This window comes from Streptomyces sp. HUAS 15-9, assembly GCF_025642155.1.
GTDB lineage: Bacteria > Actinomycetota > Actinomycetes > Streptomycetales > Streptomycetaceae > Streptomyces.
Map to the genome: position 1 here is coordinate 4,234,847 of NZ_CP106798.1, position 23,589 is coordinate 4,258,435.

24 protein-coding genes, 1 tRNA gene and 1 pseudogene are annotated in these 23,589 nt (G+C 70.5%); 16 read left to right on the forward strand and 10 right to left on the reverse strand.

The window, feature by feature from the left end; translation table 11 throughout:
- Window positions 1-101: 101 nt before the first annotated feature.
- Window positions 102-224: a hypothetical protein gene (locus N8I87_RS19495; RefSeq protein WP_263210422.1), complete on the forward strand. Its 123-nt coding sequence runs from the start codon at window positions 102-104 to the stop codon at window positions 222-224.
- A 19-nt stretch (window positions 225-243) separates the two neighbouring features.
- On the opposite strand, the pseudogene N8I87_RS19500 reads toward N8I87_RS19495, so the two are convergent.
- Window positions 244-1,182 (reverse strand): annotated as a pseudogene (locus tag N8I87_RS19500) (helicase HerA-like domain-containing protein).
- 105 nt (window positions 1,183-1,287) lie between these two features.
- Here N8I87_RS19500 and N8I87_RS19505 point away from each other — a divergent pair.
- Both N8I87_RS19505 and N8I87_RS19510 read left to right on the forward strand, forming a co-directional pair.
- Window positions 1,288-1,584: a type II toxin-antitoxin system VapB family antitoxin gene (locus N8I87_RS19505; RefSeq protein ID WP_003999914.1), complete on the forward strand. Its 297-nt coding sequence runs from the start codon at window positions 1,288-1,290 to the stop codon at window positions 1,582-1,584.
- 135 nt (window positions 1,585-1,719) lie between these two features.
- Window positions 1,720-2,361 carry a LytR C-terminal domain-containing protein gene (locus tag N8I87_RS19510; RefSeq protein WP_263210423.1) on the forward strand — a complete coding sequence of 214 codons (642 nt, stop codon included), beginning with the start codon at window positions 1,720-1,722 and terminating at the stop codon, window positions 2,359-2,361.
- A 361-nt stretch (window positions 2,362-2,722) separates the two neighbouring features.
- On the opposite strand, the gene upp is transcribed toward N8I87_RS19510, so the two are convergent.
- The gene (upp, locus tag N8I87_RS19515; protein ID WP_263210424.1) at window positions 2,723-3,358 is read right to left on the reverse strand and encodes a uracil phosphoribosyltransferase; all 636 of its coding nucleotides are present in this window, start codon (window positions 3,356-3,358) and stop codon (window positions 2,723-2,725) included.
- A 95-nt stretch (window positions 3,359-3,453) separates the two neighbouring features.
- Between upp and N8I87_RS19520 the strand changes: the two genes are divergently transcribed.
- From N8I87_RS19520 to N8I87_RS44040, 9 genes are all read left to right on the forward strand, one after another.
- Window positions 3,454-3,675, forward strand: a complete 222-nt coding sequence (locus N8I87_RS19520; protein WP_263210425.1) for a hypothetical protein — start codon at window positions 3,454-3,456, stop codon at window positions 3,673-3,675.
- A 313-nt stretch (window positions 3,676-3,988) separates the two neighbouring features.
- The gene (locus N8I87_RS19525) at window positions 3,989-4,519 is read left to right on the forward strand and encodes a tRNA adenosine deaminase-associated protein (protein ID WP_263216549.1); all 531 of its coding nucleotides are present in this window, start codon (window positions 3,989-3,991) and stop codon (window positions 4,517-4,519) included.
- 56 nt (window positions 4,520-4,575) lie between these two features.
- Complete coding sequence (gene tadA / locus N8I87_RS19530) at window positions 4,576-5,007, forward strand: tRNA adenosine(34) deaminase TadA (protein WP_263210426.1); 432 nt, start codon at window positions 4,576-4,578, stop codon at window positions 5,005-5,007.
- A 67-nt stretch (window positions 5,008-5,074) separates the two neighbouring features.
- Window positions 5,075-5,159 (forward strand) — tRNA-Ser (locus tag N8I87_RS19535).
- Window positions 5,160-5,289: 130 nt separating this feature from the next.
- Window positions 5,290-5,469: a hypothetical protein gene (locus N8I87_RS19540; protein ID WP_263210427.1), complete on the forward strand. Its 180-nt coding sequence runs from the start codon at window positions 5,290-5,292 to the stop codon at window positions 5,467-5,469.
- A gap of 28 nt (window positions 5,470-5,497) precedes the next feature.
- Window positions 5,498-5,791: a Dabb family protein gene (locus N8I87_RS19545; RefSeq protein ID WP_263210428.1), complete on the forward strand. Its 294-nt coding sequence runs from the start codon at window positions 5,498-5,500 to the stop codon at window positions 5,789-5,791.
- Between the two features lie 170 nt (window positions 5,792-5,961).
- Window positions 5,962-6,897, forward strand: coding sequence for an RNA polymerase sigma factor SigF (locus N8I87_RS19550; protein WP_263210429.1), 936 nt, complete (start codon window positions 5,962-5,964; stop codon window positions 6,895-6,897).
- Window positions 6,898-7,172: 275 nt separating this feature from the next.
- The gene (locus tag N8I87_RS19555) at window positions 7,173-8,111 is read left to right on the forward strand and encodes an RNA polymerase sigma factor SigF (RefSeq protein WP_263210430.1); all 939 of its coding nucleotides are present in this window, start codon (window positions 7,173-7,175) and stop codon (window positions 8,109-8,111) included.
- 577 nt (window positions 8,112-8,688) lie between these two features.
- Window positions 8,689-8,931, forward strand: a complete 243-nt coding sequence (locus tag N8I87_RS44040) for a hypothetical protein (protein ID WP_317633478.1) — start codon at window positions 8,689-8,691, stop codon at window positions 8,929-8,931.
- 23 nt (window positions 8,932-8,954) lie between these two features.
- Here the strand turns inward: N8I87_RS44040 and N8I87_RS19565 are convergent, their stop codons facing one another.
- On the reverse strand, window positions 8,955-9,152 hold the full coding sequence (locus tag N8I87_RS19565) for a hypothetical protein (protein ID WP_263210432.1): 198 nt from the start codon (window positions 9,150-9,152) through the stop codon (window positions 8,955-8,957).
- A gap of 206 nt (window positions 9,153-9,358) precedes the next feature.
- On the opposite strand from N8I87_RS19565, the gene N8I87_RS19570 reads away from it, so the two are divergent.
- The 4 genes from N8I87_RS19570 (at window position 9,359) to N8I87_RS19585 (ending at window position 13,896) form a co-directional block, all read left to right on the forward strand.
- Window positions 9,359-9,853 (forward strand): MarR family winged helix-turn-helix transcriptional regulator, encoded by a 495-nt coding sequence (locus tag N8I87_RS19570; RefSeq protein WP_263210433.1) that lies wholly within the window; start codon window positions 9,359-9,361, stop codon window positions 9,851-9,853.
- Between the two features lie 102 nt (window positions 9,854-9,955).
- Window positions 9,956-12,439, forward strand: coding sequence for an MFS transporter (locus tag N8I87_RS19575; protein WP_491743946.1), 2,484 nt, complete (start codon window positions 9,956-9,958; stop codon window positions 12,437-12,439).
- Window positions 12,440-12,539: 100 nt separating this feature from the next.
- On the forward strand, window positions 12,540-13,361 hold the full coding sequence (locus N8I87_RS19580) for a YceI family protein (protein ID WP_263210435.1): 822 nt from the start codon (window positions 12,540-12,542) through the stop codon (window positions 13,359-13,361).
- A 64-nt stretch (window positions 13,362-13,425) separates the two neighbouring features.
- Window positions 13,426-13,896 (forward strand): PPOX class F420-dependent oxidoreductase, encoded by a 471-nt coding sequence (locus N8I87_RS19585; RefSeq protein ID WP_263210436.1) that lies wholly within the window; start codon window positions 13,426-13,428, stop codon window positions 13,894-13,896.
- 403 nt (window positions 13,897-14,299) lie between these two features.
- On the opposite strand, the gene N8I87_RS19590 is transcribed toward N8I87_RS19585, so the two are convergent.
- The 7 genes from N8I87_RS19590 to N8I87_RS19620 all read right to left on the reverse strand — a co-directional run bounded on the left by N8I87_RS19590 (window position 14,300) and on the right by N8I87_RS19620 (window position 23,571).
- Window positions 14,300-15,058 (reverse strand): TetR/AcrR family transcriptional regulator, encoded by a 759-nt coding sequence (locus N8I87_RS19590; RefSeq protein ID WP_263210437.1) that lies wholly within the window; start codon window positions 15,056-15,058, stop codon window positions 14,300-14,302.
- 213 nt (window positions 15,059-15,271) lie between these two features.
- Complete coding sequence (locus N8I87_RS19595) at window positions 15,272-17,515, reverse strand: ArnT family glycosyltransferase (RefSeq protein ID WP_263210438.1); 2,244 nt, start codon at window positions 17,513-17,515, stop codon at window positions 15,272-15,274.
- Window positions 17,512-18,987 carry a bifunctional glycosyltransferase family 2/GtrA family protein gene (locus N8I87_RS19600; protein WP_263210440.1) on the reverse strand — a complete coding sequence of 492 codons (1,476 nt, stop codon included), beginning with the start codon at window positions 18,985-18,987 and terminating at the stop codon, window positions 17,512-17,514. The genes N8I87_RS19595 and N8I87_RS19600 overlap by 4 nt, the downstream gene beginning before the upstream one ends.
- A 14-nt stretch (window positions 18,988-19,001) precedes the next feature.
- A complete protein-coding gene (locus N8I87_RS19605) occupies window positions 19,002-20,690 on the reverse strand; it encodes a sensor histidine kinase (RefSeq protein WP_263210442.1) in 1,689 nt (562 codons plus the stop codon).
- Window positions 20,687-21,427: a response regulator transcription factor gene (locus N8I87_RS19610; protein WP_263210443.1), complete on the reverse strand. Its 741-nt coding sequence runs from the start codon at window positions 21,425-21,427 to the stop codon at window positions 20,687-20,689. The genes N8I87_RS19605 and N8I87_RS19610 overlap by 4 nt, the downstream gene beginning before the upstream one ends.
- Window positions 21,428-21,565: 138 nt before the next feature.
- Window positions 21,566-22,447 (reverse strand): DUF2797 domain-containing protein, encoded by an 882-nt coding sequence (locus N8I87_RS19615; RefSeq protein WP_263210445.1) that lies wholly within the window; start codon window positions 22,445-22,447, stop codon window positions 21,566-21,568.
- A 146-nt stretch (window positions 22,448-22,593) separates the two neighbouring features.
- The gene (locus N8I87_RS19620) at window positions 22,594-23,571 is read right to left on the reverse strand and encodes a BRO-N domain-containing protein (protein WP_411577383.1); all 978 of its coding nucleotides are present in this window, start codon (window positions 23,569-23,571) and stop codon (window positions 22,594-22,596) included.
- Window positions 23,572-23,589 lie beyond the last annotated feature (18 nt).

Sequence of the window (23,589 nt, forward strand, 5' to 3'; positions counted from 1 at the left end):
GGCCGCCGTCGACCCTGCCCGCCCTGTGCTCCGTGGTCCTGCGCTGCTGACAGACCCCTGCCCCCAGCAAGGTCAGTCAGTACGACGCAAGGAGCACAGCCATGCCCTCAGATCCGTATGCGGTCCTGCGTGCCCTGCTGCGCGCGGAAGCCGTGCGCAGCACGCCCAAACCAGAGGCGAAGAAGACGCAGGCGCAGCAGCCCCGGAAGGACGGGGACCGCTGACCGGGCGGCGGAGGCGGGCCTACCGCCTCCGCCGGGCCGTACCGAAGAGCGAGCGGGTGACCTCACGGCCGAGCCGGGTCCCGATCGACCGCGCCAGGGACTGGAACATCCCGCTCCCGATGACCTGTTCGACGACCGACGGCTTCTCCTCGCCCCCGGCCCTCTTCCCGGTCCTTGTCGCCGCCGTCATCTCGTCGGGTCCCCCGGCGCCACGCCCGGCCCCTGTCATCTCGTCCGGCCCCTTGGCCCCGCGCCCGGTCTCCGTCAGCTTCTCGTACGCCGACTCGCGGTCCACAGCCTGTGCATAACGGTCATGGGGCGGGGACTGCCGTACCGCCGCGTCCAGGACGTCCGCGCCGACGGGGCCCATCAGGGACCCCGGTGCGCGCAGCCGGGTCGCGGCGACGGGGGTGGGGGCGCCCTTCTCGCTCAGGACCGTCACGGACGCCTCGCCGGTGCCGAGGCCGGTGAGCAGTTCCTGGCAGCGGGCCGAAGCCGGTGATCGTGGCCCGCAGCGGGGCGCCCCGGCCGATGCCGCCCAGGGCGAAGAACTCGGCGGGGAGACCGGCCGGAGCCCACTGCTGGTGGACGTCCGCCGCGCGGCCCCGCACCCGCTCGTTCGGCTGCCCCGGTGCCGAGATCCCGGACAGGTCGCCCTTCATGTCCGCCAGGAAGACCGGCACGCCCTGCGCCGAGCTGCTCGGCGATCAGCTGAAGCGTCTTGGTCCTGCCGGTGCCGGTGGCGCCCGCGACCAGACCGTGCCGGTTCAGCATGGCGAGGGGGATGCGGATCTGTGCGTCGGGCAGGCACAGGCCGTCCCAGACGAGGGCGCCCAGATCCAGCGCCGCCGGTGAAGGCATGGCCGGACGCGATCTTCAGGGCCTCCTGCGGGAGGGCGGGAGCGCTGCCCGGTGCCTGGGGAGCGGTGGTGGGGGGCACGGTCTCGCTGTCACTCATCTCGGACCCCTGTTCCCGGTTTGCCCTGCTTCGTTGCGTCTTTTTCAACGTCGCACTCGCTCGCCATGGCTGCGCCCGGAAGGTCTTGACCGGTAGGCTTTCCGTGTGATCTTCAAGCGCATCGGAAACGGCCGGCCGTACCCCGACCACGGCCGGGAGAGCACCCGGCAGTGGGCGGACGTCGCGCCGCGCCCGGTCCGCCTCGATCAGCTCGTGACGACCAAGGGGCAGCTCGACCTGGAAACCCTGCTCGCCGAGGACTCGACGTTCTACGGCGACCTCTTCGCGCACGTCGTGAAATGGCAGGGCGATCTGTATCTGGAGGACGGCCTCCACCGCGCGGTCCGCGCGGCCCTGCAGCAGCGCCAGGTGCTGCACGCGCGCGTGCTCGAGCTGGACTGACGCCCCTCGGGCAGGTCCCCCGAGGACACCCGTACGGACACGCCCCGGTAACAGGTTGACCCTTTCGGGTTCTCCGGTACGGCGTCGATTGATCATCTAGTAGGAATCGTCGCCGGTCCGCACTACGCTGCGCCCATGAGCATGCTGACTCCCCCCGGCATGGGTGGCCAGTACCGGATCACGGGGGACAAGTACCCGCGGATGCGCCCTCCCCGGCGGCGCGGCAGGCTTGTGTTCGGACTGGTGGCCTCCGTGACCGCGCTCGGCCTGGTCGGCTGGGGAACCCTGCAGCTCATCGACGTCTTCACGGGCGGCGGCAAGAAGGCCGCGGCGGCCGGTTCCAAGGCGGACTGCGCGACCAAGGCGAGCCCCTCGGCCACGCCCGCGGTCGCCCTGCCGGAGCCGGGCGGGATCACCGTCAACGTCTACAACGCGACGCCCCGCTCCGGGCTCGCCAAGGCGACCGCCGACGAACTCAAGAAGCGCGGCTTCCGCATCGGCGAGGTGGGCAACGCCTCGGCGGCTCTCGACGGAAAGATCAAGGGCACCGGGCTACTGATCGGCCCCGCGTCCGCCCTGAACACCTCACTGCCCGTGCTCGCCACCCAGCTCGCCTCGGCGGAGCGACGCACCGACGCCGGCCGCAAGGGCACGGACCTCGACCTGGTCATCGGCACGGACTTCAAGACCCTCACGAAGCAGACGGACGCCGACAAGGCCCTGGCCAAGCTGACCACGCCCCGCACGACGTCCGCGGCATCGAAGAAGAACTGCTAGACGCCCCCGGAAGGCCACCGGCCGACAGCCCCGCAAGGCCACCGGCCGGAACGCCGCCGAGCGGGCCGCGCAGTCTGCTCGGCCGCCCCCGGAGCTCGGCCTCGTCATCGGCGCGGACTTCAGGGCCCCGCGTAGACAGGCAGATGCCGGACCGCCAGGAGACCCACCGGAAGTTCGCCGGAAGCGCCGCCGAGCAAGTCGTACGGCCTGCTCGGCCGCCCCCGGAGCTCGGCCTCGTCATCGGCGCGGACTTCAGGGCCCCGCGTAGACAGGCAGATGCCGGACCGCCAGGAGACCCACCGGAAGTTCGCCGCCCAGCGGGTCGTACGGCCAATTCGGCCGCCCCGTACAAGCGGTCGGGCTACTCGGCCGCCCCGTACAGCCGGTCCCCCGCGTCTCCCAGGCCGGGGACGATGTAGCCCTGCTCGTTGAGGTGGTCGTCGACGGCCGCCGTCACGACCGTCACCGGCGTGCCCGCCAGCTCGCGTTCCATGAGCTCGACGCCCTCGGGCGCGGCGAGCAGCACGACCGCGGTCACGTCGTCGGCGCCGCGCTTGATCAGCTCCTGGATCGCCGCGACCAGCGTGCCGCCGGTGGCCAGCATGGGGTCAAGGACGTACACCTGGCGGCCGGAGAGGTCCTCGGGCATGCGCGAGGCGTACGTGGAGGCCTGCAGCGTCTCCTCGTTGCGGATCATGCCCAGGAAACCCACCTCGGCGGTCGGCAGCAGCCGGACCATGCCGTCCAGCATGCCGAGCCCGGCGCGCAGGATCGGCACCACCAGCGGACGCGGGTGGGAGAGCTTGACGCCACTGGTGGGGGAGACCGGGGTCCGGATGTCGACGGCCTCGGTGCGTACGTCCCGCGTGGCCTCGTAGGCGAGCAGGGTGACCAGTTCGTCGGCGAGTCGCCGGAAGGTCGCGGAGTCGGTGCGCTGGTCGCGCAGGGTGGTGAGCTTGTGGGCGACCAGGGGGTGGTCGACGACGTGGAGACGCATGCCCATAACAGTAACCGCGCCGCGCCACACCTGGCTCTGGCATCAAACCGCCCGACCGGGGGAAAGTGGGAGGGACCGACTGGGGTGGTGAGCCGATGCCTGACCTGCCTGACCGCGACTCCGAGGCCTCCGAAGCCTCCGGCGAGACCGGGGCGGGTGTGTCGCCGCCGGAGACGGACGCCGAACGCCGACGGCGCCGGGCGCGGTTCCTGCACGAACTCGCCGAAGCCCGCGAGCTCCGCGACCGCGTCCAGCCGCGCCGCGCCAAGGCCGCCCGGCTCCGGCACGCGATGCGCATGCGGACGTTCCGCTGGTAGGAATCCGGTAGGGAAGATCGGGAGTTGGTGAGGCTTTCCCGGTAAGGCCGTGCGTGAGCGACACCCAAAGCCGCGTACGATCCGCAGGTGGCGGCAACAAGTGCGCCGGTGATACCTGCACGGACGCACGGGTTGGTCCTTTTGCCCCGTGCGATCAAAACTGCCGGACACAGGGAGCCGAAGACGTCCCCTGAACGACTTGTTTCTGCCACGATTCCGAGTGGGTGGGGCTCGGAGCACAGCTCTCTCCGCCCAAGAACCTCCGCCGGGGGGACCCCCAACCGGCACGCCTATGACCAGTGGGAGAGTCACGGTGTACTTCGCCGCACTGCTCGCGCGCACCGAAGACGGGTGGGAAGCGAGCGACACAGAGCTCGACGATGTGGAAACCCTGTCGGATCTGGCCGACCTGGCCCGGGAGGCCAATCCCGATGAGGACACGGTGCTCGTCCTGATCGAGCAGGAGGACGCCTGGTTCGGTGTCGTCCGCGTGGACGGCGAGGACGACCCTCGCATCTACGTCTCGGACGCCGCCGCCGCTGCCCGCAGCGCGTACGGCGAGCTGCTGCTCACGGACGAACTGCTGGGCCGCGAGCCCGGCTCCGACGGCCCGGATCTGGACTCCCTGGACCTCGACGGCACCGAGGACGGTGAGTCCGAGGACGAGGACGACGAGGACGGCGCATCCGCCGACGCGGTGCCGCACAGCCCGGTGGGCGACAGCGAGATCCTCGACGACCTGGGCGTGAGCGAGAAGGAGCTGCGCGCCCTGGACGCGGAGGACGCGCTGGGAGCGATCGCCGAGGCCCTGGGCGCCTCGGAGGTGCTGGAGACCGTCCGCTGACCGCCCCGGAGCCGGACGGGGCGGTCGACCCGGTACGTGACCGCTGGCGGGCCGCGATGCGGCTCGCCCTGGACGAGGCCGAGCAGGCCGTCCGGGGCGGGGACGTCCCCGTCGGCGCCGTCGTGCTGTCCCCGGACGGTACGACGGTGCTCGCGACCGGCCACAACGAGCGCGAGGCCACCGGTGACCCCACGGCCCACGCGGAGATCCTCGCGATCCGGCGGGCCGCCGCACGGCTGGGAGAGTGGCGGCTGACCGGGTGCACCCTCGTGGTCACCCTGGAGCCCTGCACGATGTGCGCGGGAGCGCTGGTCCAGTCCCGGGTGGACCGCGTCGTCTACGGCGCCCGCGACGAGAAGGCGGGCGCCGCCGGCTCCCTGTGGGACGTCGTACGGGACCGCCGACTCAACCACCGTCCCGAGGTGATCGAAGGCGTGCTGGCGGCGGACTCGGCCCGGCTGCTCACGGAGTTCTTCCGGGATCGGTGACGCCCGGTCCCGGGGAGCCGGGAAACGGATTTCGGACCATGGCCCCCCGTGCTGTAAGGTCTCCCTCGGTAGCGTGTCCGAGCGGCCGAAGGAGCTCGCCTCGAAAGCGAGTGTGGCGCAAGTCACCGAGGGTTCAAATCCCTCCGCTACCGCTGAAGATGGGCCTCGTCGGAAGACGGGGCCCATCGTGCATTCGGCAGAAAAACAAAGAACGTTACACTCACCGCCGGCAACAAGGGGCCCGAAAGGCCCCGGCGAGCAGCAGCGACAGGGGAGGCCGCGGTGGCGGTGAACGGCAAGAAGATCGCCGTGTACGTGCTCGTGGTCTTCGTGCTTTATGTGATCATCACAGACCCGGCCAAGGCCGCGGACTACGTCCAGATAGGCTTCGAGGGCATTTCGGACGCCGCCAAGGCCATCGGCGACTTCTTCACATGGATCGTCGACGGAGCGAAGAGCTAGAGAGCTGAAAGAGCTGAGGGAAGAGCCCATGATCCGGCACCTGGTGCTGTTCAAGCTCAACGAGGGCGTCGAGCGCGACGACCCGAGGGTCGTGGCGGGCGTCGAGGCCTTCCGGGCACTCGGCGGGCAGATCGAGGAGCTGCGCTTCTGGGAGTGCGCCTGGAACATCAGCGACCGGCCCATCGCGTACGACTTCGCGATCAACTCGGCGGTCGAGGACCAGGACGCCCTCAAGCGCTATCTGGAGCACCCGGCCCACCAGGCGGGCGTCGCGCTGTGGCGGGAGTTCGCCACGTGGGTGATCGCCGACTACGAATTCTGAGCCGTACACCCCACTGGCCCTCCACCGGAACGGCGGGGGGCCTTTTTGCGTCTTAGGTCCCAACTTGCCCTCAACACGGCGTTATGCGGTGCTTGCACACAGTGCACATGTCTTGTGATGCTATGACCGCTTTTGACGGATGATTGACCGATGAAGAGGTGGCGTTGACCGTGTCGGCCAGTACTGCGCCGCCCCAGGAAGAGGCGTCCGCCCCCGCATCCACGCCCACGCCCGCCTCCACGCCCGCCTCCACGTCCGCCTCGACCGCCACGTCCGCGCCCACCTCCACGTCCGCCTCCGCCCTCACACCCGCCCCCGCGCTCGCACCCGCCCCCGAGAAGCGCCGCGGCGCCGACACCCGTGCCCTCACCCAGGTGCTCTTCGCACAGCTCAAGGACCTCCAGCCGGGCACGCCGGAGCACAACCGGGTGCGAGGGGCGCTCATCGAGGCCAATCTGCCGCTCGTGCGCTACGCGGCCGCCCGGTTCCGCTCCCGCAACGAGCCCATGGAGGACGTGGTCCAGGTCGGCACGATCGGCCTCATCAACGCCATCGACCGCTTCGACCCGGACCGGGGCGTGCAGTTCCCGACCTTCGCCATGCCGACGGTGGTGGGCGAGATCAAGCGGTACTTCCGGGACAACGTCCGCACCGTCCACGTACCGCGCCGGCTGCACGAGCTGTGGGTCCAGGTCAACAGCGCGACGGAGGACCTGACGACCGCCTTCGGACGCTCCCCCACGACCGCCGAGATCGCCGAGCGGCTGCGCATCAGCGAGGAGGAGGTGCTGTCCTGCATCGAGGCCGGACGCTCGTACCACGCGACGTCCCTGGAGGCCGCCCAGGAGGGCGACGGGCTGCCGGGCCTGCTGGACCGCATCGGCTACGAGGACCCGGCCCTGGACGGCGTGGAGCACCGCGATCTGGTCCGCCACCTCCTGGTCCAACTCCCCGAACGCGAACAGAGAATCCTTCTCCTGCGCTACTACAGCAATCTCACGCAGTCTCAGATCAGCGCGGAACTCGGCGTGTCGCAGATGCACGTCTCGCGGCTACTCGCGCGTAGCTTCCAGCGACTGCGCTCGGCGAACCGGATCGACGCGTAGCCGACGTAACCGCAAAAACGATCGAGCCATCACCGGCGCGAGCGATTCGCTCACCAGGGCTGTTCCCGACAGTTGTGCGTCGAAAAACCGTCAGACCGCCTCTTTCCAGGGCCGATTCGTAACTCACATGTCGACATGTCACTACAGCGTGTTGCCGACATGTGACATTCTGCGGGAAGCGCGTTTGCCGTGGCTCCGGCTCCGGTATTCAGGTGAAGGCTGCGTTCCTCGAAAGGATCGCCGCCGCGACCGTCCCGCGACCCAAAGGGGGTGGCATGTCCGCAGACCAGGGCAGCTCGAAGGTGCTCACGCCCACGAAGAGCGAGGCAGCGCCCAAGGAGCTCGACGCTATCGACGTGCTCGACGACGTCACGGCCCTCCAGGCCCCGCCGGCCCCGGAGCTCCCGGCCGCCGCAGATGTCCAAATCTCGCCGGCCCTGCCGGCCTCGGCGGACATCGACACCCGCACCCTGTCCCGCTCCCTGTTCCTGCGGCTCGCCGCACTCGACGAACACAGCCCCGAGCGTGTCTACGTCCGGGACACCCTGATCGAGCTCAACCTCCCGCTCGTGCGCTACGCGGCGGCCCGCTTCCGCAGCCGCAACGAGCCGATGGAGGACATCGTCCAGGTCGGCACCATCGGCCTCATCAAGGCGATCGACCGCTTCGACTGCGAACGCGGCGTGGAGTTCCCGACGTTCGCGATGCCGACGGTCGTGGGCGAGATCAAGCGCTTCTTCCGCGACACCTCATGGTCGGTCCGCGTCCCGCGCCGGCTCCAGGAGCTGCGACTGGCCCTCACCAAAGCCAGCGACGAGCTCTCCCAGAAGCTGGACCGCTCCCCCACGGTCGCCGAACTGGCCGCCGTACTGGGCGTGTCCGAGGAGGACGTGGTCGACGGCCTGGCGGTCGGCAACGCCTACACGGCCTCCTCCCTGGACTCCCCGGCCCCCGAGGACGACGGCGGCGAGGGCTCCCTCGCGGACCGCCTCGGCTACGAGGACACCGCCCTGGAAGGCGTCGAGTACCGGGAGTCACTGAAGCCGCTGCTGGCCAAACTCCCGCCCCGCGAACGCCGGATCATCATGCTCCGCTTCTTCGCCAACATGACCCAGTCCCAGATCGGCGATGAGGTCGGCATCTCCCAGATGCACGTCTCGCGTCTTCTGACCCGCACCCTGGCCCAGCTGCGCGAGGGCCTCATCTCCGACTGATCCGATCGAGGATCGATCGGACCGATCCGCATGCAAGCCCCGCACGTAGCTTCCTATTTGACGGAGCGTCAGTCACCATGGCGCGATGCTCCGGACGGCATGGGCTCCATGGACGAGTGGCCGCCGAGGCGCCGTTACGGCAGCGTCGGCGGCCGTCGTCTGTCTGGGCGGACTGCTCGCGTCCTGCGCGGGCGGCAGCGGCGCCGGCGGCTACACGGCGGTGGGCCCGGCAGGCACGTCACCCCGGACGGCGGTGAGTCCGACCGGAAGGGTGACACTGACGCCGCTCGACGGGCTGACAAATGTCGGGCACAACGCGCCGTCCGCGCCCGGGACTTCGGAAGCGACCCCGTCAGTAGCCCCGTCCCCGGCGCCCACCCCCGGTGGCGACATCATCGGCTCCCCGGGCACGGCAGGGGCGCACCCCGGCCGCGGGACGGGTCGGCAGACATCGCCTCCCCCGTCGACGCCCACTCCCGCACCCGCGCCTGACCCCACCAAGGCACCACCGTCCCCGGCAGCCCTCACCTGGGACCCGCCGACCCGCGAGGCCACGGACCAGCGCTGGTGCGAAAAGGTGACGGTCACCTTTCACAACTCGGGCGGAACCGCCGTCCGTTCGGGCGAGGTGACCTTCGGCACCCACATCATCGGCGCCCTCGGCATCGACTGGGCGACGATCGGGTCGACGGAGGACCTCCCGGCCCCGATCGAAGCGGGCGCACGGAAGAAGCACACGTGGACGGTGTGCGTCGACGCCTGGCGCGTCCCTCTGGGGATGCACATCGAGACGCGGGACGCGGCGGTCGACTGGAAGTAGCCGCGCCACCCCGCCAGTGCCGCCTACTTCAGGGCCAGCCAGGCAACCGCCGCCACGACGGCCACCGCGGCGATGACGCCGATGATCAGTCCGATGCGCGGGCCCGCCGGGGCGGACGCCTGCTGCCTGCCCCCCTGAGGGGACTCGTCGACGAACGCGCGGAACATCTGAGTGCTGCCTGCGGGGTCGTAGTTGCCCTGGGGGCCCTGGGTGTTAGCCATGGCTCGAGACACTAGCGAATCCGGGGATGCGGCCCAAGTGGGGGGCCACCCGCATATGCGGGGCATCCGCACCCACCCCCACCAGCGCATTTACGTTCGCAATACTTACCTTTGCCAAGTTTTTATCCCCGGCCACCCCAATTTGTTTGCCTGCAGCAACCAAACACCGCTTACAGTTGCCTCAAGCAACGAACCTGGGAGGTGTGATGGCGGAGCAGGCGCAGTTCGAGGAGCTGGCGCGTCAGCTCAGCGCCGTCGGAGCGGTCAAAAGGGACCTGGGGCGGATCCTTCCGCACGACTGCCCGGCCGGATCCGCAGCCGTACTGACGCTGCTCGGCGGTCACGGGGACATGCGCATGAGCAAGCTCGCCGAGCTGCTGGCCGTGGACATGTCCGTGACCAGCCGGCATGTCGCGCATGTCGCCGAGCGGGGCTGGATCGAACGGTCCCCCGACCCCGCCGACAAGCGCTCGCGCATCCTGCGCCTCACCCCCGCGGGCAGGGCCACCCTCGTCGAGCTGTCCCGGCGCACTGCCGAACTGCTGGCAGAACGCCTGAGCGACTGGACCGACGAGGAGGTCACCCAGCTGATCCGGCTGATGACCCGGCTGCGGGCGAGCTTCGGCGACTGCCGGTCCGCCCACCCCCGCCTCACCGCCCTCGCACCCGCACTCGACACAACCACCCGTACACCCGCATAACCACGTAAGAGAAGGAAGCCCATGGCAACGACCACACCGGCCGGTGTGCGGGCCCACGCCAAGCACGGGGGAGGCCACGGCCACGGCCCCGGCCACGCCCCCATGTCGCACCGGCAGATCATGGAGGCGCTCTCCGGGCTGCTGCTCGGTATGTTCGCCGCGATCCTGTCGTCCACCATCGTCTCCAACGCCCTGCCCGAGATCATCCAGGACCTCGGCGGCGGCCAGAGCGCCTACACCTGGGTCGTCACGGCCGCGCTGCTGTCGATGACCGCCTCCACCCCGCTCTGGGGCAAGCTCGCCGACCTGGTCAGCAAGAAGGCGCTCGTCCAGATAGCGCTGGTCATCTATATCGCGGGCTCGGTCGTCGCCGGTCTCGCGCAGAACCCGGGCATGCTCATCGGCGCCCGTGTCATCCAGGGTCTGGGCGCCGGCGGTCTGACCGCGCTGGCCCAGATCATCATGGCCGCGATGATCTCGCCGCGGGAGCGGGGCCGCTACAGCGGTTACCTGGGTGCCACCTTCGCCGTCGCCACCGTCGGCGGCCCGCTCGTCGGCGGCGTCATCACCGACACCGAGTGGCTCGGCTGGCGCTGGTGCCTCTACGTCGGTGTGCCCTTCGCGCTGATCGCGCTGGTCGTGCTGCAGAAGACGCTGCACCTGCCCGAGCACAAGCGTGCGGTCAAGGTCGACTGGGCCGGTGCCTTCTTCATCACCGCCTCCGTCAGCCTCCTGCTGATCTGGGTCACCTTCGCCGACGACAAGTACGACTGGCTGTCCTGGCAGACCTACACGATGGTCGGCGGCGCGCTCGCCCTGGCGCTGATCTTCCTCGTCATCGAGACGAAGGCCGACGAGCCGATCATCCCGCTGCGCCTGTTCCGGAACCGCACGATCGCGCTGGCCTCGCTCGCCTCCCTGTTCGTCGGCATCGCGATGTTCGCCAGCACCGTCTTCTTCAGCCAGTACTTCCAGCTGGCGCGCGACAAGTCCCCGACGATGTCGGGCGTCATGACGATCCCGATGATCGCCGGGCTGTTCGTCTCCTCCACCGTCTCCGGCCAGATCATCACCAAGACCGGCAAGTGGAAGGGGTGGCTGGTCACGGGCGGTGTGCTGCTGACGGCCGGTCTGGGCCTGCTGGGCGGCATGCGCTACGACACCGAGTACTGGAAGCTCGCGATCTTCATGGCGGTCATGGGCCTCGGCCTCGGCATGATGATGCAGAACCTGGTCCTGTCCACCCAGAACCAGGTCGCCCCGCACGAACTCGGCGCCGCCAGCTCGGTCGTCACCTTCTTCCGGTCCCTCGGCGGTGCGGTGGGCGTCTCGGCGCTCGGCTCCGTGATGGCCACCCGCATCACCCACTACGCCACGGACACGATCGGGCAGCTGAAGCCCAAGGAGCAGCTGGCGGCCGCCAAGGCCGCGGGCACCGGTCAGCTGCCGGACATGGGTCTGCTGCCCCCGCACATCCGCACGTGGCTGGAGGGCGCGTACGGGCACGGCATCGCCGACATCTTCCTGTACGTCACGCCGGTCGCCCTCCTCGCCTTCCTGGTCACCCTGTTCATCAAGGAGGTCCCGCTGCGGACGGCCGGCGCCCTGGCCCAGGCCGCCGAGGCCAAGGCCGAGGCCGAGACCCCGGCCGCCGAGACACTGACCGCCGTCGCCGCGGAGGCTCCCGTCGAGGAGGTTCCCGCCGAGGCGAAGGTGCCCAGCTGGGCCACCCCGGTCGTGGACCCGGAGGCCGGTACCGAGGCGTTCGGCACCCGGCAGCTCACCGCCGTCGCCACCGTGCCCGTCCCCCGGCAGCCCGAGCAGGGCGGTGTCCCGGTCCACGGCTTCGTCCGCGGTGCCGAGAGCGCCCCGGTCGCGCAGGCGGCGGTCACCCTGATCTCCCTCTCCGGCCGCCAGCTGGGCCGCGCGGTCGCCCAGGCCGACGGTTCCTACGGGGTGGAGGCGCCGGGCGCGGGCTCGTACGTCCTGATCGCCTCCGCGGACGGCTACCAGCCGCAGGCGTCCACGGTCGTCGTGGGTGACGACCCGGTGTCGTACGACATCCTGCTCAGCGGCACCAGCGGCCTGAGCGGCATTGTCCGGGCCGCGGGGAGCGCGCTGCCGGTCAAGGACGCGATGGTGATCGTCACCGATGTGCGCGGGGACCTGCTCGCCACCGGAATCACCGGTGAGCAGGGCGAGTTCGGCTTCGCCGAGCTGGTGCCGGGTGCGGTGACCGTCGCGGTGAACGCGGCCGGGTTCCGGCCCCGCGCCCTGCCGGTCGAGATCGGCGCCGCCGGTGTCACCCGGATCGCGGTCGACCTCGACGCCGGTGCTCAGCTCCAGGGCGTCGTGCGGGCCCCGCACGGCCCGCTGACCGACGCCCGGGTGACCCTCGTGGACGCGGCGGGCAACGTGGTCGGCTCGGCCACGACCGGGACGGACGGGGCGTACGCCTTCGCCGACCTGAACAGCGGCGAGTACACCGTCATCGCGACGGGCTACCCGCCGGTGGCCACGGCCCTCACGGTGAACGGTACCGAAGTCGACGGCCACGACATCGAACTCGCCCACCCCGGCGAGTAGTTGGGCCCCGGCCCGTGCCGGACGCGCTCCGAGCGGAGGCGCGTCCGGCACGGGCCGGTCGCATCATGACCAATTTATTCTGCTTTGGGGAGAAAACGGGATGGCACTGACCGCGAGGATCCGTACCCGGGACGGATGGGCCGTGTCGCACGCGGTCGTCACGGTGGCCGATGGGACGGGCACGCAGGTGCTGCGCGCCGAGGCCGACCCGGAGGGGGCCGTACGGGACACGATCGAGCTCGCCCCGGGGGCGTACACGGTGATCGTCACGGCGGTCGGGTACGCGCCCGCCGCCGCCGGCGCGATCGTCACCGCGAGCGGGCGGGCCGAGGTCGGCACGGTGACACTGGCCCGGCAGGGCGGCACCGAGCTGCCACCGCCCGGACCGTGGACCGTCGACCCGGCCCACTCCAGCGTGGGCGCCGTCGCCCAGCACCTCGGGATCTCCAGCGTGCGCGGCCGGTTCACGGAGTTCGCGGGCACGGTCGAGATCGCGCCGGACGACCTCACCAGGTCCCGGGTCCAGGCCGTCATCAGCGCGGCCTCAATCGACACCGGCAACGATATGCGCGACACGCATCTGCGCTCCGCGGACTTCCTGGACGTCGAGCGCCACCCCGAGATCACCTACCGCTCCACGGGCCTCGCCGCGGCCGGCGCCGACCGCTGGACGGTCCACGGCGAGCTGGGCATGCACGGTGTCGTACGACCCGTCGACCTGGACCTCGCCTATCTCGGCACCGGCGCCGACCCCTGGGGTGGCACCCGCGCGGCCTTCCGGGCGACGGCGGAACTGCGGCGCGAGGACTTCGCGATGAACTACAACCAGGTCGTCCAGGCGGGCATCGCCGCCATCGGTACGACGCTGAAGGTGGAGCTGGACATCCAGGCCGTGCAGGGCGGGTCGCTGCCGCGGGCGTAGGCACATCAGGGCCGGCCGGATCCGGTTCCGCTGCCTCACGGGGCAATACATCTAGGCTGCCCCCATGGCACCGAACATCGCGACCAACACGTCCGTCTCCCTGGACGGGTTGCTGGACTTCGCACGGCCTCGTCACCGCGCCATCCTGCTGACCCGGCGGGCCGACGGCGGGCCCCAGGGCTCGCCGCTGACCTGCGGGGTCGACGACTCGGGGCGGATCGTGGTCTCCACCTACCCGGAGCGCGCCAAAACCCGCAACGCCAAGCGGGACCCACGGGTCAGCCTGATCGTACTGAGCGACGACTGGAACGGCCCGTGGGTCCAGATCGACGGAACGGCGGAGGTCATCGACTCCCCCGACTCGGTGGAACCGCTGGTGGAGTACTACCGCAACATCGCGGGCGAACACCCGGACTGGAACGAGTACCGCGAGGCGATGCTCAAGCAGGGCAAGTCGATCATCCGCATCACTCCGGACCGCTGGGGCCCGGTGGCCACGGGCGGCTTCCCGGCCAGACTGGTGACCGGGGACTGATCACTACGGCACGGCAAGTCGGTTGCCCGAGTCACCCCGGACACTGGGACCCGGCGGCCACGGACGGCCTCCCGGCCAGGCTCGTGGCCGGGGACCGACCACCACGGCGCCACAAGTCGGTCACCCAAGTCGCTCCCGACCACTGAGGCCCGGCGGCCACGGACGGCCTCCCGGCCAGGCTCGTGGCCGGGGACCGACCACCACGGCGCCACAAGTCGGTCACCCAAGTCGCTCCCGACCACTGAGGCCCGGCGGCCACGGACGGCCTCCCGGCCAGGCTCGTGGCCGGGGACCGACCACCACGGCACGGCAGGTCGAAGTCCGGTCACCCCGGTGCACCCGGGGTCAGTGGTCACCGACGGCTCCCGCACGGCTCGCGGGCGAGGGCTGGGGTGCCTGCCGGTCAGCCGCGGGTGACCATCGCCTCGATTCCGGATACCAGTAGGTCCAGGGCGAAAGTGAAGTCGCGGTCCAGCATCTCCTCGACCGTGTCGCCGCCGCGGGCCGCCATGAGGTCCTTGGACTCCTTGATCACGCCGGCGGTCTGCGGGGCCTCGGACACGGCGCTCATGGCGGTGCGGAAGTACTCGTCGGGGGTCAGGCCCGCGGCCTCGACCCGGGCGGCGAAGTGGCCCTCGACCGTGCCGAAGCCGTAGACGAACTGGAAGACGGCGGAGATGGCGCCCGTGACACCGTGCGCGGGCAGCCCGGTCCGGCGGATGATCTGCTGCACCACCCGGGAGAACGCGAGCGAGTTCGGGCCGATGTTGAGATACCGCCCGGCGAGCGGTGACAGCCAGGGGTGCCGGACGAGAAGCGCACGGTATTCCGTGGCCAGCGTGCGCAACTGGTCGCGCCAGTCCTCTCCCTCTGCCTCCGGGTCGGGCAGCCGCAGCTCGCCGTAGACCGCGTCCAGGGCGAGCTCCAGCAGGTCGTCCTTGGTGTCGACGTACCAGTACACGGACATCGCGGTGACGTGCAGCCCGGCCGCGAGCCTCCGCATCGAGAACTTGGCCAGTCCATCGGCGTCCAGCAGCCGCACGGTCACCTCGGTGATCCGCTCACGATCGAGACCGGAGGGCTGCCCCGCGCGCCCGCCCCGGCGGGCCTTGCCCTCCAGCCAGACGCTCGACCGCACCGACCGCTCGGCTGCCTTGACCATCGGCGCACCTTCCTCGAGAACTCCGGCCCCTCACCGAAATGCTAGAACCGCAACCTCCCCATAAGGGGCGCGGAACCGCGCCGATATACCGCTCCGCACATCGCTCCATCATGCGGGTCCGAGCAGAACCCGAAGGGCGGGTGGCCGCAGCCACCCGCCCTTCTCCTGCCCGGCCCGGCCCGGCCCGGCCCGGCGATCGTCAGCTGCCGATCGTCAGTTGCCGGTCTCCTGCGTGAGGTCGTAGAAGGCGGCCGAACCGACCGTCACCTTCTTGAAGTTGCTCTGCACCCACGAGGTGATCTGCGACGACGTACCGCTGGAGCTGCCGCCCATGCCGCCACCCATGCCACCGCCGGAGATGAAGTAGTGGATCTTGCCTTCCGCCACGTACTTCTTGAACTGGGCCAGCGTCGGGGACGGGTCGGTGCCGTTGAAGCCGCCGATCGCCATCACCGGGTCGCCGGTGGCCAGCTGGTAGCTCGCGGCGTTCTGGGAGCCGATGGACGCGGCGACCCAGGTGTATTTCCCGGCGTCCGTCTCCAGCAGCTTCTTGGCCTCGGAGGAGACGCTCGCGCCGTCGAGCAGACCGCCGGCGCCACCGCCGCCGCCTTCACCCAGCTGACCGCCACCGCCACCGGGGAAGCCCTGGCCCTGCTGGCCCTGTTGCCCCTGCTGGTTCTGCCCCGGCATGCCGCCCCCGGGGAAGCCGTTCCCGTTCTGCTGACCCTGTTGCCCTTGCTGGCCCTGCTGGTTCTGCCCCGGCATTCCGCCGCCGAAGCCGCCGTTGCCGCCGCCCATACCGCCGCCGGGACCGCCCCGGCCACCGCCCATCGTGCTGGCGCCGGCCGGGCCGGCCGTGACGATGGAGCCGCTGTGGCCCTCCTGCAGCGTGCTGAGGGTGTACGCCGTGGGACCGGCCAGCGCGGCGACGAGACCGAGCGCGGCCGCGCCGAGCGCCAGCTGCCGCGACACGCGGCCCGCGAAGACGAGGCCCAGGGCTGCGGTCAGGCCGCCGATCAGGACCAGCCACTTCAGCCAGGGCAGATAGTCGGGGGTGCGGTTGAGCAGGACGTAACCCCAGGCCGCGGCCGCGACGACCGACGCGGCGAGGGTGATCGACGCCCACATCTCGGCGCGCTTCTCCCACAGCAGACCGGCGCCCATGCCGATGACGGCCGCGATGTAAGGAGCGAGGGCCACCGTGTAGTACTGGTGGAAGATGCCCGCCATGTAGCTGAAGACGACCATGGTCATCAGCAGCGAACCGCCCCAGACCAGGAATGAGCTACGGGTGACGGAGGTGCGCTTCAGCCTGCGCGTGGCCACCAGGCCCGCGGCCAGCAGGATCAGCGCGGCCGGCAGCAGCCAGGAGATCTGGCCGCCGATCTCGGAGTTGAACATCCGGTCCCAGCCGGTCTCGCCCCACATGCTCGTGCCGTTGCCGCCACCGCCGCCGCCCACGCTGCCGGTCTCGTCGCCGTTGAGACGGCCGAGGCCGTTGTAGCCGAAGGTCAGCTCCAGGAAGGAGTTGTTCTGCGAGCCGCCGATGTAGGGGCGGGAGGACGCCGGCCACAGTTCGACGATCGCGACCCACCAGCCGCCGGAGACGACCAGCGCGAGCGTGGCCAGGGCCAGCTGTCCGAGGCGCTTCTTCACCGGCACCGGCGCGCACACCGCGTACACGACGGCCAGCGGCGGCAGGATCAGGAAGGCCTGCAGGGTCTTGGCGAGGAAGGCGAAGCCGATCGCGACACCCGCCCGGACCAGCCACTTCGTGCGGCCGTCCTCGAGGGCCCGGATGACCATGTAGCAGGCGACGGCCATCAGCAGCGCCAGCATCGCGTCCGGGTTGTTGAAGCGGAACATCAGCGCCCCGACGGGGGTGAGCGCGAGCACGGCGCCCGCGATCAGACCGGCCGCGGGGCTGAACCGGCGGCGTACGGCCGCGTAGACCACGACGACCGTGAGGACGCCCATGATGACCTCGGGGACCAGGATCGCCCACGAGTTGAGGCCGAAGATCCGCACCGACAGGGCCATCGGCCACAGCGAGGCCGGGGGCTTGTCGACGGTGATGGCGTTGCCCGCGTCCAGCGAGCCGAAGAAGAGCGCCTTCCAGGACTTGCTGCCCGCCTGGACGGCCGCCGAGTAGAAGGAGTTGGCGTAGCCGGAGGCGCTCAGGTTGTACAGGTAGAGCAGGAAGGTGGCGGCCAGCAGGCCGAGGAAGGCCAGGCGCACCCAGCGCGGGTCCTCGGGCCGGCCGCGCCACAGTCTCCGTACGAAGGGCTGCCGGGGCTCGCCCGACCCGGGCGCGGGAGCCGTGGGCGCCGCCGGGCCCGGAGCCGCTGTCTGCGTCACCGGGTCCGTGGCGGGCAGGCTCGGGGGAGCGGCAGTCGGTGGCGGACCCCAGGAGGCGGGACCCCCGGGGTGGGTCGTCCGGTCGTAGTGCGTGGTCATCGGGCATCCCCCGGGTCGGTGTCGTGAGGGCGCACCGGCTGCAACCGCATGGTGGCGTCCCTCCAGTTGCCGTCCGCGGCTTCACCGGCGCGGAACTGGGTGGTCTGGTACGGCGTGTGCTGCGGCGGGCGCTGCGGGAGCGGCGTGCCGCCCGGCCGGTACGGGACCGTCGTCGCGTAGGTCGGCGAGGACGGGTTGTGCGCGGCCACGACCGTCGACACCTGGTCGGTGTCGCCGCGGTCCGGGAAGACCCACGCGCGGAAGAGCAGGAAGCGCAGCACCGTCGCCGCGAGGTTGGCGGCGATCAGCACGGCCAGTTCGGTGGAGTGCGCGGGGCTGCCGGTGGCCGCGTTCAGGGCGGCCAGCGAGCCGCTGGTGAGGGCGAGGCCGATACCGAAGACGACCAGGCCCTGCGCCTGGTGCCGGACGGCGCCGCCGCGGCCGCGCACCCCGAAGGTCAGGCGCCGGTTGGCCGCCGTGTTCGCGACGGCCGAGACCAGCAGCGCGAGAGCGTTGGCGACCTGCGAGCCGGTGAACTGCCGGAAGCCGCTGTAGAGCAGAAGGTAGAAGAGGGTCGACAGACCGCCGACGACACAGAATCCGACGAGCTGGCGGGCCAGGCCCGTGGGCACGTCCTTGATCTCGCGGTCGCGCGGGTCGTCGCCGAACGGGCGGGTGACCCGGTCCAGCGGCAGCGATCCCGTGGCGAGGGCCTTGCCCACCCGCCACACTCCCTTGAGGTCGTCGGTCGCTGTCTTCACGATGTGCACGGTCGAGTCCGGGTCGTCGACCCAGTCGACGGGCACCTCGTGGATACGGAGCCCGGCCCGCTCGGCGAGGACCAGCATCTCGGTGTCGAAGAACCAGCCGGTGTCCTCGATCAGGGGCAGCAGCACCTGGGCGACATCACGCCGGATCGCCTTGAAGCCGCACTGCGCGTCCGAGAAGCGGGCCTGTAGCGAGCCGCGCAGGATCAGGTTGTACGAGCGGCTGATGAACTCCCGCTTGGCGCCGCGCACCACGCGCGAGCTACGGGCCAGCCGGGAACCGATCGCCAGGTCGGAGTGACCCGAGATCAGCGGCGCCACCAGCGGAAGCAGCGCGTTGAGGTCGGTGGACAGATCGACGTCCATGTAGGCGAGGACCGGGGCGTCCGAGGCGGACCAGACGGTCCGCAGGGCACGTCCGCGGCCCTTCTGCTCCAGCCGGTACGACCTCACCTCGGCGATCTCCGCCGCCAGCCGCGCCGCCACCCGCGGGGTGGTGTCCGTGGACGCGTTGTCCGCGACGGTGATGCGGAACGCGTACGGGAAGGTGCGCTCGAGGTGCTCGTGCAGTCTGAGCACGCAGGGCCGGAGGTCCTCCTCCTCGTTGTAGACGGGGATCACTACGTCCAGGACAGGCGTACCGGCGTCGCCGGCCGGGAGGTGCTCCCGCGCCGGCAGGGTGCCGGGAGAAGAGTCGGTTCGCATGGGAACGACTCTGGTCAAGTGCCCTGTTGCACCCATGTGGTGGCGCTGTGCTGCACCTGTGAGTGCGACTGCCAGTTCGTTTCCGCGTCGGGCTGCGGCGGCACGGGGCCGAGCGCGGGCAGATGCACCGTGAACACGGTCCGCCCCGGGACGCTGTCGACGGTGACGGCACCGCCGTGCGCGGTCGCGACGGCCTGCACGATGGCGAGCCCCAGGCCGGTGGATCCGGTGGACCGGGACCGCGCGGAGTCGCCCCTGGCGAACCGCTCGAAGACGTGCGGCAGCAGTTCGGGCGGGATGCCCTGGCCGTTGTCCTCGACGTCGACGCACATCCACGGCCCGCGCCGCTGGACGCGTGCGGTGACCGTCGTACCGGGTGGGGTGTGCTTGCGGGCGTTGCCCAGCAGATTGACCAGCACCTGCTGGATACGTGCCGCGTCCGCCGACACCAGCGCCGGTTCGTCGGGCAGGTCGAGCCGCCATTTGTGGTCCATGCCGGCCGCGCGGGAGTCGCTGATGGTGTCCACGACCAGCGGAACGAGGTCGGTGTGCTCGAACTGGAGCGGCCGCCCGGCGTCCAGGCGCGCGAGCAGCAGCAGGTCCTCGACGAGCAGCGTCATCCGCCCCGCCTCGGACTCGATACGGCCCAGGGCGTGCCGGGTGTCGGGCCCGACCTGCTCACGTCCGCGCCGGGTGAGCTCGGCGTACCCGCGGATGGAGGCGAGGGGGGTTCTGAGTTCATGGCTCGCGTCGGCGACGAACTGCCGCACCCGCATCTCGCTCTGCTGGCGGGCGTGCAGGGCGCCGTGCACATGGTCGAGCATCCGGTTGAGCGCGGCACCGACCTGCCCGACCTCGGTGTGCGGATCGGTCTCGGCCTCCGGCACCCGCTCGCTGAGGTTCACCTCGCCGGTGTGCAGGGGGAGTTCGGAGACCCGGGTGGCGGTGGTGGCGACGCGGCGCAGGGGGCGGGTGGCCAGGCCGACGAGGACGTAGCCGGCGATGACGGCGGCGCCGAGGCCTGCGGCGGTGACGCTGACCTCGACGAGGATCAGGGTGTTGATGGTGTTGTCGACCTCGGCGGTCGGGAGTGCGACGTAGTACGACTCGCCGCTGTCCTGGCTCGTGACGTACTGGACGCGGTACTCCCCGAGGCCCGGCACGTCCACGGAGTGCGCCTGGCCGTCCCTCGCCACGGAGCCGACGGCCGCCTTCTGCGCGGCGTCGAGGTTGTCGGCGCGCATGTTCTTGAAGACGCCGTAGCTGTTGTTCTGCTGCTCGGCGACGGCAGCGCTGACGATCTTGCCGTCTTCCACGTACGCGGCGATGGTCTTGCGCTGCGTCGGGGGCAGCTTGACGAACTTGGCGGCCTTGGCGCTCGCCGGCGTCTCGTCGTCCGCGCCGGGACGGGCGTCCGGGACGGTGCCCTGGTCGCGCGGCGGCTGCTTGCCGTCCATGCGCCCGCCGACCGCGCGCATGGCGACGTCATGCACCTTCTCGTCCAGCTGACCGTACAGGTGGTCGTGCAGAGCCAGCGTGGTCACGGTGCCGATCACCGCGCACACCACCGCGATCAGCACCACCGACGCGACGACGAGCCGCGTCCGCAGGCTCCGCGGTTGTCGCTCCCCCACTCTCAGCTTCGTTCGAGCGGGGGGACCCCCATGTCTCTTCTGCGCACGCGTCCGTCGTCGCCCGCTCATACCGCTGCGGGCTTGATCAGATAGCCGGCCCCACGCCGGGTGTGGATCATCGGCTCCCGGCCGGCGTCGATCTTCCTGCGCAGATACGAGATGTAGAGCTCGACCACATTGGCCTGGCCGCCGAAGTCGTACGACCACACCCGGTCGAGGATCTGCGCCTTGCTGAGCACCCGCCGCGGATTGCGCATCAGGAAGCGCAGCAGCTCGAACTCGGTGGCGGTGAGGTGAATGTTGTCCCCGCCCCGCGAGACCTCGTGGCTGTCCTCGTCCAGGGTGAGGTCACCGACGACGAGGACGGAGTCGGAGCGCCGGTCTGCGGCGCCGGAGCGGCGGATGAGCCCGCGCAGCCGGGCCACGACCTCCTCCAGGCTGAACGGCTTGGTGACGTAGTCGTCGCCGCCGGCGGTGAGCCCGGCGATACGGTCCTCCACCGCGTCCTTCGCGGTCAGGAAGAGGACGGGCACATCGGGCAGCTCGCGCCGCAGGCGCCCCAGGACCGCGAGGCCGTCCATGTCGGGCAGCATCATGTCGAGGACGACGGCGTCGGGCCGGAACTCCCTGGCGGTCTGGACGGCGCCGTGGCCGTCACCCGCGCTCCTGATCTGCCAGCCCTCGTAACGGAGGGCCATGGAAAGGAGTTCGGTGATCGACAACTCGTCGTCCACCACAAGCACTCGGACGGGGCTCCCGTCCGGCCTCAGCAGTTCGGTGCGCCCCTGGGGCGAGGTCGTGGTCATGGGGACACCATGTCGGGGTCCTCTGAGAACACGCTTTCACTAATCTATGTTTTCCCTAAGAAGCGCACAGGAGTTTCTCAGGCAACGCCTGGGAAACGCTTGCCGGGGGATCAGGAACGGGTACGGGGCTCCCGACCTTCAGAACAGCCCGTCCTGGACTCCAGCTTCCTCCTTGAACTCCTTGAGGGGAACGGTGCATCCGTCGCCCGCGCCGGGGCCGGGGCACAGCTCCCAGCCGGTCATCAGCCGCGTGTCGAGGACGACGATCCCGCGCGCCCCGGCCGCAATGTGCAGGTCGGGCCCGGCGGCCGCGACCAGTTCACCGCTCACGGTCCCACCCGGGACCAGTTCGACGACCTCACCGAACGCCGTGGGCAACCGCTGGAGCCCGAACACGCCCACGTGGTCGACCGGTTGGCACGGCTCGCGGGAGAGCGACTCCGGCCAGTCGTCGAGTGCGACGGCACACTCGTACAACTCCTCGATCTCAGTGACCCGTTCGGCGTCAGTCGCGGGCAATGCCGACCGTACGGCGCGCTTCTCTGCGTAGGGGATCCGGTCGGGCACGACGAGCGCGGCCCGCAGCAGTTCCTCGGTCCGACGCGCGGCCATGAGCGGCCCGGCACCGAGCCAGCTGAAACAGACGGCTCCCTGTTCGAGCAGCCGCGCGGACCCCCGCTCGACGGCGGTGATCCCGACCTTGACCATGCCGGGTCCGAACCAGGCCAGATACACATGGTACGGCCGGGGATCGTCCGCGATGGTGTCGGCGGCCACGGAGTGCGCCCGGTCCAGCCGCGCGCACTGCTCACACCGCGCGCCGGTGCTCCGCCCCGACACCACCGCCCGCACGGGACAGGGGTGCCCGCGGGCACCCACACACGTCCGCACGCCCCCGTCCACGACCCCGAAGGCAACCCGCTTCCCCCGAGGCAGCGCGCTCTGCCGCCCCCCGTCCCACACCAGCACGGGACCGTCCCCCGACCACCGCAGTCCCGAGCATTTCCACACCTGTGCCATCACTCTTGAGGGTAGGCCTGGGCACTGACAGTGGGGGCGGGTGGAGGGAACGGGGTACGGTATGCGAAGGCCCGAAGCCGCAACCTTGTTTTGCGACTTCGGGCCTGTCTCGTCACCGGCTACGGGGGCACGTGAACCGGCACCCGCTACGGAAGCAAGTAAACCGGCGCACCGTCCTCAGCACACCCGCTCTGCCGCATGCAACCCCGCTTGAGCAGCATGCGCACGCAGTCGTGGACCCGGTCGAGCGTCAGCCCCGTACGGCTGGCGACCTCCTCCAGCCGACAGCGGACCGGGCCTCGTACCAGCGAGGGAGCGAGGTAGGCCGCCACCGCGTGCACGTCGTCCGTGACGACCAGGTTCTTCGCCCGCCAGATGCCCAGCAGCTGCTGCGGCGACATGGCCGGGGCCTCCTCCGTCGCGGAGGCGGGCTGGAAACGATCGGCGATGCGGTCCAGGGTGTCGGCGATGCGGTGGAGGGCACCGGCCATGGAGTCGTGAGCCCTGGCCATGGAATCCTGGGCCCGGGCCATGGAGTCGTGAGCTCTCGCCATGGAGACCTGAGCGTTGACCATAGTGTCCTGAGCCTTGGCCATGGAGTCCTGGTGGCGGCACAACTCCTCCTGCCTGGCGAGAAACGCCTCGTCCGCCCGGATGTTCCGCTCTTCCAGCCGGACGATCGCGTCGGCCACCTGCTCGGGCATGACGTAGGCGGTGCCACCGCTGGGCGCGGGCTGTACGGGGGCCGGTTCGAGGCTGTAGGAACCGTCGCGCTGGATGGTTGCGATGACCTCGGAAACCCAGGCTTTGAAGGGCTTGCATTCGGGCTTGATGCAAGCGTTGACAAGCTGGATGAGCCCCTGGAGGTTCACCATCTTCATCGACCTTTGGAGCCTGTGACCTGCGAGTTTGCGCAAGGTGTCGCTCCCAACGACGCCTTGTGCAATCTCGTCCAGGCGCTTTTGCAAGCTTGTGTCCACGTGCTGCCAGAGAGCGTCGCGCGTGTTTGCATACCCCAAGCGGCTCGCCACGTCCGTCGCCGGAAACCAGTGCTCCCCGTCCGCCAGCGTCAGCCTCCGTACCCGCGCCTTCGTGGCCGCGAACACGAAGTCGCTGATGTCGATCGCGTCCTGCTTCCGCGC